The organism is Microbulbifer variabilis (assembly GCF_052468405.1).
Genome location: NZ_CP174343.1, coordinates 3129199 through 3143295 on the forward strand (window position 1 = coordinate 3129199; position 14097 = coordinate 3143295).

Genomic DNA, 14097 nt, shown 5'->3' on the forward strand with positions numbered 1-14097 from the left:
GAGCGCACGAAGACAATGAACACCGTTGCATTCATTGCCAGGTATCAGAGGAAAAACAACTGGTAACTCACACAAGAACAATGTCGTACTGCTCCTGGTTATAGATAGGCTCAACCTGAAACTGTATAGGACGGCGAATAAACTCCTCCAGGTCGGCAACATTAGCCGACTCCTCATCGAGTAAAAGGTCTATGACTACCTGACTTGCCAGCACCATAATTTTTTCGCTGTCGTAAGCGCGCGCCTCACGGATGATCTCACGAAAAATTTCAAAACAGACTGTTTCAGCACTTTTCAATGTGCCACGCCCCTCACATACTGGACAGGGCTCACAAAGTATCTGCCCGAGGGATTCACGCGTGCGTTTGCGCGTCATCTCAACCAAACCCAGCTCTGAGACACCGGTGATACTGGATTTGGCATGATCCCTCTCCAGTGCTTTTTCAAGTGTTCGCAATACCTGGCGTTGGTGCTCGGGGTCCTTCATATCGATAAAGTCGATAATGATGATGCCTCCTAGATTACGCAGTCTCAGCTGCCGGGCAATTGCGGTCGCCGCCTCCAGGTTGGTCTTGAAGATAGTTTCTTCCAGATTTCGATGGCCGACAAATGCGCCGGTATTCACATCAATAGTGCTCATCGCTTCCGTTTGCTCGACGATAAGATACCCACCTGACTTCAGAGTCACCTTATTTTGCAATGCGCGACGAATTTCCTCTTCCACACCATAGAGATCAAACAGTGGGCGCTCACCGGGATAGTGTTCCAGACGGCCAGCGATTTCCGGTGCATATTTGCCGGCAAACTCCGCGGCGCGACCATGTGCCTCGCGGGAGTCTATACGAATCTTCTCTGTATAGGGGCGCGCAAGATCACGCAATGCGCGCATAAACAGTGGTAAGTCTTCGTAGATTACCGAGGGGACAGGGCGCTCGTTGATTCGCTGATCCAGCTCGCCCCACAACTTATAAAGAAAGGGGATATCCCTGAGTAACTCCTCTTCACTCACTCCTTCAGCCACGGTGCGCAAAATAAACCCGCCATCTGCTGAAAGCCCGTCTTCGGCAAGACGAGATACAGCAGCTTCTACCAATTGGCGCAAACGCTCACGCTCACCCTCATCCTCAATACGATTGGAAATCCCAATATGGCGAGTCTGGGGCATATACACGAGATAGCGCGCAGATACTGACAAATGAGTGGTTAAGCGCGCACCTTTACTACTTATCGGGTCTTTGACCACTTGCACCACCAGGGACTGTCCCTCGCGTACCAAAGCGCGGATATCTGCCACTTCGGCATCCCGCGCTTCCATCCCCTCATCATCTAAAGGGGCTATATCTGAAGCGTGGATAAATCCAGCCCGCTCCAGCCCAATATCCACAAATGCCGCCTGCATACCTGGCAGAACCCGAATCACCTTGCCCTTGTAGATATTGCCAACTATTCCTCTTCGCGCGCTACGCTCGAGATAGACCTCCTGCAGTACGCCATTTTCCACCAGGGCAACGCGGGTCTCTGTAGGTGCAACATTGATTAAAAGCTCTTCACTCAAGACTGGTTCTCCTGCCAGTAAGGGATACCCGCATGCTCAAGCATGGGAACCAGTGCCTCCAGGGGCAACCCAACCACATTGCTATAACTACCGCTAATAGACTCAACCAGTGCGGCGCCCATTCCCTGGATACCATAGCCTCCGGCTTTATCTTCAGGCTCACCAGTACTCCAATAAGCTTCAATCTGCGCCTTCGACAAGTGACGAAAGCGCACCCGTGTTTCCACCACGCGGCTAAACTGACGCTCCCAACTACGCAGACAGATCGCACTCAATACCGAGTGTTCAGTACCGGACAAAGACAACATCATGGATTCAAAGTCAGCGTAATCCTTCGGTTTCTCCAGCACCTTGTCCCCGGCTAGTACCACCGTATCAGAGCCCAGGGCCCATACACCTTCCACGCCCCCCAGGCCAGCAGTAGCCTTATCGTGGGCCAATCGCTGAATATATTCCTGGGGAGTCTCAGCCAACTGCTTTTGCTCGGGAACAGCAGGTGTTAACTGGGAAAAAGAGACGCCTATCTGCGTCAAAAGCTCGGCGCGACGCGGGGAACCCGAGGCGAGCAGGAGACGGTTTGATGTGGTGGTATTTGTCACTGTACTACATATTCCCTGTGGGCCAGCGGCTGATTATAGCTATATCGATCGAAAAATGATCAATTTTTTACATTGATTTACAATCTGACGGTTCAGTCAGCGAATGTGAAGGCGATTACAAAGGCCTCGCAAAGGAGGGGTAACACAGGGCCACAATAATGCCGTAGTAAGTGCGGGCCATAGGAAGGTCAGTCCAGGCACTGTTTTTCCCTCCAACCCATGCACCCAGTTTCCTACTACCTGATTAATACCCACCAGGACAAAAACCCACAAGAGTTGTTGAGCCGGGTTGAAGACCCTTGTGCGCTGGTAGGTCAAAAGACTGAAATACGCCAATACAGCGAGGGCCAAAGCATGGGTACCGAGACTTGCTCCAGTTACCAGATCCTCCAGGATTCCCACCAGCCAAGCAAAACCCACACCGAGAGACTGGGGCATCCGCGAAACCCAAAATATGATAAGTAGGGCGGGAAATGCCGGGCGAAACCAGAGCCACTGTTGAGGCAAGGGCATTACTACCAGCAGCATTGACAGAAAAATGGTAGCGGCGATAAACCAGCGGCTACTCGCTTGCAAGGCCCTGCCCCCTGTCACTGATAACCGCAAGCACAAAACGACTGCGGTTCATGCGGCCGCGGGGCAACACTTCAGCCTCCGCAAAAGGCTTGCCCGGGTCACGAGTGACCGACATCACTTCTCCAACCGGGTAACCTGCCGGAAAGCGACCACCAAGGCCTGAGCTCAGTAGCAGGTCTCCCTCGCGAATATCACTGGTATTGGCCAGGTGACGCAGCTTAAGCCGATACAGATCCCCAGTACCTTCGGCTACGGTACGCATGCTGTTGCGCAACACCTGTACCGGGATGGCGTGGCTGGAATCTGTGATCAACAGAATCCGGCTAAATGAATTTCCGGCTTCAATCACCTGCCCGAGCAAGCCGCCTGCATCCATCACCGGTGTGCCCACATCGACACCGTCATCCCTGCCTTTATCAATAAGCAGGACATGCTCCAAGGGGTCAGGGGACACGCCGATAATCTGGGCGACCAGCACACGGTCATCAACCATCTCAGCCGAGTTCATCAGCTCCTTGAGCTGGGTATTTTCCGCCTTTACGGCTGCTAATAACTGGCTGCGTTGCTCCAGCAATAATACCTGGCGCTTGAGGCGGTCATTTTCTTCGAGCAATTCATCACGGGAGCGAAACTGCTCACCGGCCCAATCAGTCACTCTCTCAGGGGTACCGGTAATCCAATAAAGAGGGGCGACGGCATCGAATAGCCGCTCACGGATAGTGTGGAACCAGTCGGTAGAGTAGCTGATTACAAACAAGGCGATTGACAAAACAGCCAAAGTAATCAGGCGGGTCTCTTGGGAGGGGCCGCGGGTAAATAGCGGTTTCAAGGGCAGCCCCCTTTATAAAGATCAATGCTTATTGTTCTCACAATATATATCGGATGTCACTGAAACGTGAAACTAACTGCCAAGACGGCCCCGCTATTCTCATCGGAACACTGCCTCGACCTTACTTGACTTAGTTTGACATCAGATACAAACGGCTGCGATCCAGCATATCCAGGGCCTTACCGCCACCACGGGCCACACAGGTCAGAGGATCATCTGCAACAATTACCGGCAAACCGGACTCCTCCATCAGCAATCGGTCCAAATCGCGAAGCAAAGCACCGCCACCGGTCAACACCATACCGCGCTCAGCAATGTCCGAAGCAAGCTCGGGGGGCGATTGCTCCAGAGCGCTCTTCACTGCTTGTACAATACCAGTCAATGGCTCCTGCAGGGCTTCGAGAATTTCATCTGAATTGAGGGTGAAACTGCGGGGCACCCCTTCCGCCAGATTACGACCACGCACATCGATCTCACGTACCTCACTGCCCGCATAGGCACAGCCAATCTCTTCTTTGATGCGCTCGGCAGTGGCATCACCAATAACGCTGCCGTAGTTACGACGCACATAGTTGACGATGGCCTCATCAAAACGATCACCGCCAATACGCACTGAATCAGAGTAAACCACGCCGTTCAAGGAGATAATGGCAATCTCAGTGGTGCCACCACCGATATCTACCACCATGGAACCACTCGCCTCCTCCACATTCAGGCCGGCACCGATTGCTGCGGCCATAGGCTCTTCAATCAGGGACACCTCGCGGGCGCCAGCACCAAGCGCAGACTCGCGGATCGCACGGCGTTCCACTTCGGTAGACTGGCAGGGCACGCATACCAGCACACGCGGGCTTGGGCGCATCCAGCTGTTTTCATGCACTTTTTTAATAAAGTGCTGCAACATTTTTTCAGTTACCTGGAAGTCGGCGATAACACCATCCTTTAAGGGGCGGATAGCAGTGATATTACCGGGAGTTCGGCCGAGCATACGTTTGGCTTCTACACCGACGGCCTCAACGATTTTCTGGCCATTGTAATGACGAATAGCGACGACTGATGGCTCGTCGAGAACTACGCCGCGATCGCGAACGTAAATCAGCGTATTGGCGGTTCCCAGGTCAATGGAGAGATCACTGGAGAACATACCCCGCAAACGTTTAAACATGGAATTCGATTACCTTGTACTAATTGTCAGCCCCCAGGTCGGGCACTGCGGGCGCGGCTTATTTTATGGATATAAATCCTAATTAGTCCGCGCAAATAATTCTGAGTTCCGAGCCGCATTTCGAATCGGAATTTACGCAACACACCGGAGTCTCTCACCGCCCGGCAGGATTCGGCAAACTCTAACAATGGCGCCGGTTCAGAGCAAGGCTGAAGCTGGACTAATCGATTGCAATAATCCCGAGTTGCCAGGGCCGATGAGAATAACAGCATGTTGTGCTAAATTTGCCGGTTCTGCCCGGCATGCGTCTGGGTAAGCATTGATTCGCAACTCAAGCTGGAGGAGTTCCATCGCCATGGCCGTGGATACACAAACCGTAGAAAAGCTGGCCGAGCTAGCCCGCATCGCCATATCCAACGCAACCATAGAGGAAGTCAGCAGCCGCCTTGGTGACATTCTACAACTGGTAGACCAGCTGCAGGCCATCAACACCGATGGTGTAATCCCCATGGCACACCCCCTTGATGAGGTGCAAACCCTCCGTGCCGATGCGGTAACCGAAACCGACCAGCGAAATAGTTTCCTGTCTTTGGCCCCTCAGTCAGATGAGGGGCTCTATCTGGTACCCAAGGTGATTGACTGAGCCGGGACCCATCACTTCAAAGCCCACTCGAAAGCCAATCATCTGATCCCGCCAAAGCCTTAAGGGAATATCATGCATCAATTTACTATCGCCGAGATCATTCGCGGATTGCGGGGTAAAGAGTTCTCCAGTACTGAGCTTACCCAACATTTGCTCAAGCGTATCCAGCAGCTGGATAGCAACTACAACAGCTTTATCACTGTCACTGAAGAGCTCGCCCTCAACCAAGCTAAAGCGGCCGACGAGCGCCTCGCTGCCGGGGAAGCTCCTGCCTTGTGTGGCGTTCCTATCGCACACAAGGACATTGTCTGCACCAAGGGCATTCGCACCAGCTGCGCGTCAAAAATGCTGGACAATTTTATTCCGCCTTACAACGCCACAATCGTGGAAAACCTGAATTCGGCTGGCACCGTTACCCTGGGCAAAACCAATATGGATGAGTTTGCCATGGGCTCCTCCAACGAAAGCAGCTACTATGGCGCGGTAAAAAATCCCTGGGACACTAATTACGTACCCGGCGGTTCTTCAGGCGGCTCAGCAGCCGCAGTGGCAGCCCTCCTCGTCCCGGGAGCCACCGCTACCGATACCGGCGGCTCTATTCGCCAGCCAGCAGCATTGACCAATACGACCGGCTTGAAACCCACTTATGGCCGCGTATCCCGCTGGGGCATCGTCGCCTATGCCTCAAGCCTGGATCAAGCCGGTCCTATCGCGCGCAATGCAGAAGACGTAGCCTATTTGCTATCCGCTATGGCCAGCCATGATTCAAAAGATTCCACCAGCCTGGATCGCCCCCAAGCGGACTATACCGCGAGACTGAATGATTCCGTCACCGGGCTCAAAGTTGGTGTACCCAAGGAGTACTTCGGCGAGGGGCTCGATGGTGATACCGCTGTCCGGGTGCAGGATGCTCTCAAAGAATTTGAAAAACTCGGGGCTGAATTGGTCGATATCAGCCTGCCGCACACTGAGTTGGCAATTCCCGCTTATTACGTCATCGCACCGGCGGAAGCCTCTGCTAACCTGTCCCGCTTCGATGGTGTGCGCTATGGGCATCGCTGTGAACAGCCCTCCGATCTGCGTGATCTGTACATGCGCTCCCGGGGCGAAGGCTTCGGCGAAGAGGTCCAACGCCGAATCCTGGTGGGCACCTATGCCTTGTCAGCCGGCTATTACGATGCCTACTACAACAAGGCCCAGCAGGTACGCCGCCTGATCAAGCAGGACTTCATGCAGGCCTTTGAAAAAGTGGATGTTATAATGGGACCCACCACCCCCTCCCCCGCTTTCCAACTGGGTGCCAAGAGCGCCGACCCGGTTGCTATGTATCTGGAAGATATTTATACCATCGCCACTAACCTGGCAGGCCTCCCTGGAATGTCTATCCCCTGCGGGCTTGTAAATAATATGCCTGTAGGTCTGCAGATCACCGGAAATTACCTGGATGAGGCTCGCATGCTTAATATTGCGCACCAGTATCAGCAGGTAACAGACTGGCACAAAGCCAGCGCCGTATAAGGAGAAATATCGTGGAATGGGAAATCGTTATCGGGCTGGAAGTTCACGTCCAGCTCTCCACCGAATCAAAACTATTCTCCGGTGCGAGCACCCGTTTTGGCGCCGCCCCCAATACTCAAGCGTGTGCTGTAGATCTGGCCATGCCCGGTACCTTGCCAGTACCCAATGAACAAGCTTTTCGCTATGCGATAATGTTTGGCCTGGCAATGAATGCGGAAATTAGCAAACGATCCGTTTTCGAACGTAAGAATTATTTCTATCCAGATCTACCCAAAGGCTATCAAACTACCCAGCTGGAACAGCCCATCGTCGGAGCAGGGGAAGTGGAAATTCACCTGGAGGATGGAGGCAGCAAAAAAGTGCGCTTGCACCATGCTCATCTTGAAGAGGATGCAGGTAAATCCCTACACGAAGATTTCCATGGCATGTCTGGAATTGATCTCAACCGAGCCGGAACCCCGTTGATTGAAATTGTATCCGAACCCGATATGCGAAGTGCTGCCGAAGCAGTTGCTTACCTCAGGAAAATTCATAGCATCGTGACCTATTTGGGAATTTCTGATGGAGATATGTCCCAGGGCTCCCTACGCTGTGATGCCAATGTATCCGTGCGATTAAAAGGTGAGGAAAAACTGGGCACCCGCACCGAGCTAAAGAATATCAACTCTTTCCGCTTCGTTGAGCGGGCCATCAAAGTGGAAGCAGAGCGCCAGATCGATATCCTCGAAGACGGCGGCAGTATCGAGCAGGAAACCCGTCTCTACGACGCCGACAAAAATGAGACCCGCTCTATGCGCAGCAAGGAAGTTGCCAATGACTATCGCTACTTTCCCTGCCCGGACCTTCTGCCGGTAGTACTCACCGAAGAATATATTGAACAGCTGCGCAAGGAACTGCCGGAGCTGCCGGATACCAAAGCCGAGCGTTTCCAGTCCGAATTCAATCTATCTGCATATGATGCCGATCAACTGACCCAGGATCGCGACAGTGCGGAGTATTTCGAAACTGTATGTAAGTCCTGCGGCGAACCCAAGCTGGCCGCCAACTGGATAACCGGTGAGCTGGCTGCGCTGCTAAATCGCAAGGAAATCAGTATTGCCGAGTCCCCCATTTCCGCTACACAGCTGGCAGGCCTAATTACCCGTATAAAAGACAACACTATTTCAAGCAAGATTGCCAAGCAGGTGTTTGAGGCAATCTGTGAAGGTGAAGGCAGCGCTGATGACATCATTGAAAAACGCGGCCTGAAGCAAGTATCTGATACTGGCGCCATCGAAAAAATGGTGGATGAAGTTATCGCCGCAAGCGACGCTCAAGTGGATAATTACCGTAGAGCTGACGAATCCAAGCGTCCCAAAATGATGGGCTACTTTGTTGGCCAGATCATGAAAGCCTCCAAGGGTCAGGCAAACCCACAAATGATCAACAAAATTCTCAAGGAAAAGCTGGACGCCCTGCTTTAATTATTAACCCTTGAATACTTGAGCTGGGTAACATCCCGGCAGTAAAGACAGCAGTAAGGAAAAGATTTTGAGCCAGAAAAAAGACAAGCAAAAAGTTCTCGGGGAAGTTTTTGATACGGAGCGTATTGCCGGCTTCCTGATTGGAGAAGCCCCCAAGGGAGTAAACCTCGACTACCACCTGCTTGAGCGTGCTTACCGCAGTATGAAAGCAGAGAGCTTTGCCTCCTTTGTTCAACTATTTCTTGCCGAAGGGAAAGACCTCAACAGCCCTGGCCCCGATGGTAAAACCCTATTGAGCCGAATTAAAGAGCACCGCCAGGGTAAAGAGTACGGTGAAATACTGAAAGCCGCCGGCGCTGAACAATAAAGACTATCGCCGCACCGGTAAGAGGTAAATTTATGACTTCAAACCCCATCCACGGTATCGACGCGCTAGTGCGCGGTGTGCACCTGATAACCCGGCGCGAACTGCGCCCTTTTATCCTGGTTCCATTACTGATCAATCTGGTGCTGTTTATCATTATCAGTGGCATCATGATTTCGCAACTGGGAGGACTCAGCGACTATATTGGCAGCCTGCTATCTCACACCCCTGTCGATACCGCGAATATGTCCTGGTGGGAAGCAATCATGGCCAAAGGTGCCGCCTGGGCCGCCAGCATTTTTCGCTGGCTTGCCTGGATTATTTCATTCCTGGTGTTGTTTCTTTTTTTTCTTGTTTACGGTTATCTGTTTGCTGTAATTACCAATATTATTGCCGCACCCTTCAATGGTATTCTGGCTGAAAAGGTAGAGGAGCTTCTCACCGGAAAGACACCGCCGGCAGAGCCGTTACTGCAAATGATTTGGCGCACCCTTGGCCGAGAACTGCGTAAGCTGGGCTACTTTATATTCTGGGGGCTAATTATTTTATTGGTGGCTACGGTCACCAGTTGGACAATTATTATCCCAGCAGTATTAACTGCTGTCTGGGGTGCCTGGTCCATGGCCATCCAATATGTGGACTACCCCCTCGATAATCACCAACGGCCATTTGATGAGCTTAAAAGTGTCTTGCGCCGTCGTAAACTAACCAGTCTCACATTTGGTGGCACAGTGATGTTGGCAAAGATGGTGCCGATCCTGAATATCTTTGTAATGCCAGCAGCTGTAGCCGGTGGCACTGCACTGTGGATTGAACGCCTGCGACAAGAGGGTGATCCCGGTACAGATAGCTTCCCTACCCAACAGCAAAGCAACTCTTCAAGTAAAAGCATTACTTAAACTTTAGCCTCAGGGGCTCGATACCGAGCCCTGAATCAAACCTCTGCAGCATCCCTATTTACCTTTCTGAGCACTTTTTTCTTTGAGCTAAGCGATACTAGGTTTTTTGCATCCGGGCAATATGTGCTGTCTAAACACGTCAATGAGGCAACCCATCCAATTCTTCCAGGACAGGGACCATAAATTTCCAGCTAGCAGTGTCTGAATTCGGTTTACTAACAACGCATCGTATAAGCCCACGGGACCCTTAATGCCTGCCACAAATAGGTAAGGAGTCCCTGCCGAATACTTTTCTACACAGATTTAGCTCTGAAAAGTAGTCATAGTAAATCTCGATATTTTCATTGAGGTTGGGAAAGCGCACCCAGAATGCTCCAATAACTTACTGGAAGAGCTTAATTTTAAACCGAGGCGCTCAGCTGAGAAGATCTCAAGGCGCTGATTCAGGTAAAAGGTCAATCGGCCATTTTTTTGCACACGTCGATGTAGCCATAGAAGTTTCCTCTTTTCCCTAAGGATAGAAACTCGACTCCCTCACTCCTCAACTGCTGTAAATTCTGCTTGAGGATGTGCTGTAAAAGCTGGACTCAATTTTATGGATGAGGGGAGAGAGTCCGCATTCGCACTATAACAATTTCATGTAAGGGAGAAATTTTCGAATGCTGACACGCCCCAGGGTCAACTGCACCCTGTGTGTTATTGGAGCAACAGTATCCAATTTAATTCAAAAACAAACTTAAATGATTGAAGAGGGCTGAAGACGCACAGCTATTATCCCAATGCTAATCCTACCCGCCGATGAGACAGTATCTCTGTAGACTCATGACAGCAGTAACTTTATTACTAGCGGGCATCAAGGCCTAACCATTGGGGATACTATCCATCATCTGCGGGACCAAGCGTATTGAGCCAAAAGTGCTCAGGTGATCATCATCACGATACAGGGGCTCCCCATCAACCTGAATCTGGCATCGAGATGGACATAATTCTGGCACCAAGCTTACGCGCTCTATCTGGAACTCCTTTCCCAGACTATTAAAGATTCTTGTAACTCTCTTATTACGCTCTTCTACATCTCTCTTGGTCGGAGCGCCCTGCAGTTGTGCGCCGATAAATTCGGCGCTGGCGATGGCAAGCGGAACAGAAAAAGAAATTTCAGGGATTCCCTCCACAATTATTACCTCACGCCCACTCGCACGGATACGAGCAACAGTCTGATGGAGACCTTGGGCAACCAGCTCAAAATTATTCACAGAAGCTCCTCCAGAAGAGGGCTTTTCATATGCCGTCTTTGCCAACCCCATTACTGCCGGCGGGCCACTTTCACCGGCGGAACGACTCCCCTCCACTACCAGCGCCCACCGCGCCACTAAAACTACGGTCTTCACATCCTTTCGCTGTTCCAGCATCTCCATTATTTGGGCATTAAAAGTATCGCATCCATGCATAGCGCCCATCTCTAGACGAACAATACCAAGGAGTGGCGCACAGGCAGATTTTGCAGCCACAATACCGCGATAACCCTTTACTTTCAGCCAGTGCTCAAAACCAGGCAGAAACGCACCTGCATGGGAATCCCCCCAGAGCAGGTAATCCACTGAGGCTCCACTGCTCGCCTCACCCAATTCACAGAGCCCTTCTTCAGGTAAACGCTCCATACAACGACGCTCTTTAGACGTTCGTTCTTTGGCATTTTGATAGGTGGCAAATAATGGCTCGGGAAGACGGGAAGGCACACCCTTTTTGACATTGATTACCAGGGAGACAGAAACGATCAGCATCGCCATTACACCGAAAGTGTTTGCCAGGCCACGTTTTGATACCCCTCGCGCGGAGGGCTGGCGAAAAGGTGCTTCCACAAACTTCCAGCTCACCCAGGCAAGCCCCCCCGATACCAGGACTGCCTTTATGGCTATTTCAAATGGAAGCTCAGCCGAGCCATTTAAAAACCTAAACAAAACCAACACAGGCCAGTGCCAAAGGTATAGAGAGTAGGAAATCAAGCCTACCGAAACCAGAAGCCGCGACGATAGAAGAAAGCCGGCCACTGTTAGTCGCTGACTGCCGGCCCAGATCAGCGTGGCAGTGCCCACACAAGGCAATAAAGCGGCAACACCCGGGAAGGGAGTAGAGGCATCAAATAAAAACACGCTGGTGAGGATCATTAAGGTGCCGAGCGCCCCTGCCAGCTCCAGAAGCCAAGCCCGCTTCACATTCGGAAATGCTCCCAGTGCTACTAACGCTCCAATCCCCAACTCCCATATCCGAGTTGGAGTAAGGAAGTAATTAGCAAAAGGTTGTGCACTGGTGGCCCAGATTGAAAGGCCGAGAGAAAGCAGTGATATTCCCGCCACAACAAGCCACATCGGCCCGCGCCCTCGGGCAGCCAAGAGACATATTAAAAGAGGGAAACCCAGGTAAAATTGCTCTTCAACCGAGAGGGACCAGGTATGCAGGAGAGGCTGCCAATCTGCGCCAGCCCCAAAATAATCCTCTGTGCTCTGCCAAAACCATATATTCGAGACGAACAGGACTGTAGCGAGCACCGATTGAGCAAGCTCTTTCAGAGGCTCCGGTGGTAAAACAAACCACCCCACCGCAATCGTTGTTATTAAGACAGCAAAAAGGGCAGGTAGGATGCGACGGGCGCGCCGTTCGTAAAAATTTGCCAGGGAGAAGCTACCTGCCTCAACCTCTCTCACCAGGATACTGGTAATCAGGTAGCCAGATATCACAAAGAAAACATCGACACCGACGAATCCACCTGAAAACCCTTCTAGCCCTGCATGGGCAAAAACTACCGGCAGAACCGCTAAAGCGCGCAACCCGTCGATATCGCGTCGATAACCAATACTACTCAAAACCTTGGAACCACTAACTCTCAGTATCGATAGATATGCTTTGTATTGGGTTTTAACGCCTTAATGCCGGCGGTGGCGACGGTGGCCTCCGCTACTGCGGCTACCTCTATCCTCACGGCTTCGCTGAATTTTCACTCGCGGGGGCTCTACCAATAGTTCCTCCGGCGGCACTTCACATTTCAACTTTTGGCCCAACAGTTGCTCAATCGGCTCAAGGCGCATGGCATCATCTTCACAGGCAAAGCTGATAGAGGTACCTGTTTTGCCCGCCCGGCCTGTACGACCAATTCGGTGCACGTAATCTTCCGGCTCCTCCGGTAGAGTGAAATTCACCACATGACTGATACCATCGATATGGATACCACGTCCGGCAACATCTGTTGCCACAAGGACTTTGGTCTTGCCCGACTTAAAGTCGTCAAGGGTGCGCACACGTTTGTTCTGTGCGACTTCCCCTGAGAGCAAACCAGCAGCAATACCGTGGGCAAGGAGATGTTCGTGCAGTCGTCGGCACTGGTCGCGGCGGTTGGCGAATACAATCAGACTATCGACTTCCTCGCGCTGTAGGATGTTGTAAAGCAGCGCATATTTTTCCTCACTAGCGGCCAGGTATACATGCTGCTCCACACTGTCTGTGGCAACCCGCTCAGGCTCGATTTCCACAATTACCGGATCATCGGTCCACTGCTCAACCAGTGCATCCACCTCGGGCGTGAAAGTGGCAGAAAAAAACATCGTCTGGCGATGAGTTTTGCGGGGAGTTTGGCGCACGATTCTACGCACCTGGGGGATAAATCCCATATCCAGCATGCGATCCGCCTCATCGATTACCAGGACTTCTACCTGGTCCAGATAACAATCGCGATTACCGACAAAGTCCAGCAGGCGCCCAGGCGTGGCAACCAGGATATCCACCAAACGCTCATTCAGGTTGCGCTGCTGTTTGTCGTAATCCATACCACCAACCAGGGTATGGATTTCCAGGCCCGTGTACTTACACAGGGCCTTGGCGTCATCAGCGATCTGCATCACCAATTCACGCGTAGGTGCAATAATCAGTGAACGGGCCTCACCGGCATAGCGCTCGCCTTCGAAGGGGTGGCGAAGTAAGTCTTCAATGACAGTAATCAGAAAGGCCGCCGTTTTACCAGTACCCGTCTGCGCCTTACCGACTAAATCGTGACCATTCAGAGTATGCGGCAGGGAGCGCCCCTGGATAGGGGAGCAATACTGGAAGCCCAGGTCGTGAATTCCCCGCATCAGTTCCGGGGGCAAACCCAGATCGTGAAAGCGTACCTTGCCCTCTTGTTCAGGAACCTGGAAGTCATCCAGTGACCAAGGTGTCACCGCAATCTCCACCTTGGGTTTGCGACTGCGCTGGCGCCCCTTGTGGGAGGCTTTACCGCCGCTCCGGCGCGACCTACCCTCGCCCTGACCAGACTTGTCCCGAGCAGAATGGCCTTTTGAGGCGCGATCCGCTGGATTCTGGTCATCTTTGCGGCGCTTAGAGCGCTCATCTCCCTGGCGTGGGCTCTTATCCTCTTTAGAGGAGGAACGACGGAACAACTTTCCTATCAAGTGAAATACTCGCTCAAATGTTCAAATAATCGGCGAGTATACCATCA

Annotated in this window: 12 protein-coding genes; 5 read left to right on the plus strand and 7 right to left on the minus strand. The window is 52.0% G+C overall.

Going from position 1 to position 14097, the window contains the following annotated elements; all coding sequences use genetic code 11:
* Window positions 1-67 precede the first annotated feature (67 nt).
* The 5 genes from rng to ACJJJB_RS14325 all read right to left on the minus strand — a co-directional run bounded on the left by rng (window position 68) and on the right by ACJJJB_RS14325 (window position 4724).
* The gene (rng, locus tag ACJJJB_RS14305; protein WP_020412573.1) at window positions 68-1555 is read right to left on the minus strand and encodes a ribonuclease G; all 1488 of its coding nucleotides are present in this window, start codon (window positions 1553-1555) and stop codon (window positions 68-70) included.
* On the minus strand, window positions 1552-2154 hold the full coding sequence (locus ACJJJB_RS14310) for a Maf family protein (RefSeq protein WP_020412572.1): 603 nt from the start codon (window positions 2152-2154) through the stop codon (window positions 1552-1554). Before ACJJJB_RS14310 ends, rng begins: the two co-directional genes overlap by 4 nt.
* 96 nt (window positions 2155-2250) lie before the next feature.
* A complete protein-coding gene (gene mreD / locus ACJJJB_RS14315; RefSeq protein WP_020412571.1) occupies window positions 2251-2730 on the minus strand; it encodes a rod shape-determining protein MreD in 480 nt (159 codons plus the stop codon).
* A complete protein-coding gene (mreC, locus tag ACJJJB_RS14320) occupies window positions 2717-3559 on the minus strand; it encodes a rod shape-determining protein MreC (protein ID WP_020412570.1) in 843 nt (280 codons plus the stop codon). Before mreC ends, mreD begins: the two co-directional genes overlap by 14 nt.
* A 130-nt stretch (window positions 3560-3689) precedes the next feature.
* On the minus strand, window positions 3690-4724 hold the full coding sequence (locus tag ACJJJB_RS14325) for a rod shape-determining protein (RefSeq protein WP_020412569.1): 1035 nt from the start codon (window positions 4722-4724) through the stop codon (window positions 3690-3692).
* Between the two features lie 355 nt (window positions 4725-5079).
* Here ACJJJB_RS14325 and gatC point away from each other — a divergent pair, with 355 nt between their 5' ends.
* The 5 genes from gatC (at window position 5080) to cysZ (ending at window position 9611) form a co-directional block, all read left to right on the plus strand.
* Window positions 5080-5367: an Asp-tRNA(Asn)/Glu-tRNA(Gln) amidotransferase subunit GatC gene (gene gatC / locus ACJJJB_RS14330; protein ID WP_020412568.1), complete on the plus strand. Its 288-nt coding sequence runs from the start codon at window positions 5080-5082 to the stop codon at window positions 5365-5367.
* Window positions 5368-5439: 72 nt separating this feature from the next.
* Window positions 5440-6885, plus strand: coding sequence for an Asp-tRNA(Asn)/Glu-tRNA(Gln) amidotransferase subunit GatA (gatA, locus tag ACJJJB_RS14335; RefSeq protein ID WP_020412567.1), 1446 nt, complete (start codon window positions 5440-5442; stop codon window positions 6883-6885).
* Between the two features lie 11 nt (window positions 6886-6896).
* Window positions 6897-8348: an Asp-tRNA(Asn)/Glu-tRNA(Gln) amidotransferase subunit GatB gene (gene gatB / locus ACJJJB_RS14340; protein ID WP_445365074.1), complete on the plus strand. Its 1452-nt coding sequence runs from the start codon at window positions 6897-6899 to the stop codon at window positions 8346-8348.
* Between the two features lie 67 nt (window positions 8349-8415).
* On the plus strand, window positions 8416-8715 hold the full coding sequence (locus tag ACJJJB_RS14345) for a PA4642 family protein (RefSeq protein ID WP_020412565.1): 300 nt from the start codon (window positions 8416-8418) through the stop codon (window positions 8713-8715).
* 32 nt (window positions 8716-8747) lie between these two features.
* Window positions 8748-9611 (plus strand): sulfate transporter CysZ, encoded by an 864-nt coding sequence (gene cysZ, locus ACJJJB_RS14350; RefSeq protein ID WP_445365075.1) that lies wholly within the window; start codon window positions 8748-8750, stop codon window positions 9609-9611.
* 860 nt (window positions 9612-10471) lie between these two features.
* Here the strand turns inward: cysZ and ACJJJB_RS14355 are convergent.
* Together ACJJJB_RS14355 and rhlB are read right to left on the minus strand one after the other, a co-directional pair.
* The gene (locus ACJJJB_RS14355) at window positions 10472-12472 is read right to left on the minus strand and encodes an acyltransferase family protein (RefSeq protein WP_444946253.1); all 2001 of its coding nucleotides are present in this window, start codon (window positions 12470-12472) and stop codon (window positions 10472-10474) included.
* A gap of 60 nt (window positions 12473-12532) precedes the next feature.
* Entirely contained in the window at window positions 12533-14050 is a 1518-nt protein-coding gene (rhlB, locus tag ACJJJB_RS14360; protein WP_157533416.1) for an ATP-dependent RNA helicase RhlB, read from the minus strand.
* Window positions 14051-14097: the final 47 nt, after the last annotated feature.

Coding starts and splice junctions, on each gene's coding strand:
- ACJJJB_RS14325 (WP_020412569.1), bottom strand. CDS start 4,724: ATGTTTAAACGTTTGCGGGGTATGTTCTCCAGTGATCTCTCCATTGAC.
- gatC (WP_020412568.1), top strand. CDS start 5,080: ATGGCCGTGGATACACAAACCGTAGAAAAGCTGGCCGAGCTAGCCCGC.
- gatA (WP_020412567.1), top strand. CDS start 5,440: ATGCATCAATTTACTATCGCCGAGATCATTCGCGGATTGCGGGGTAAA.
- cysZ (WP_445365075.1), top strand. CDS start 8,748: ATGACTTCAAACCCCATCCACGGTATCGACGCGCTAGTGCGCGGTGTG.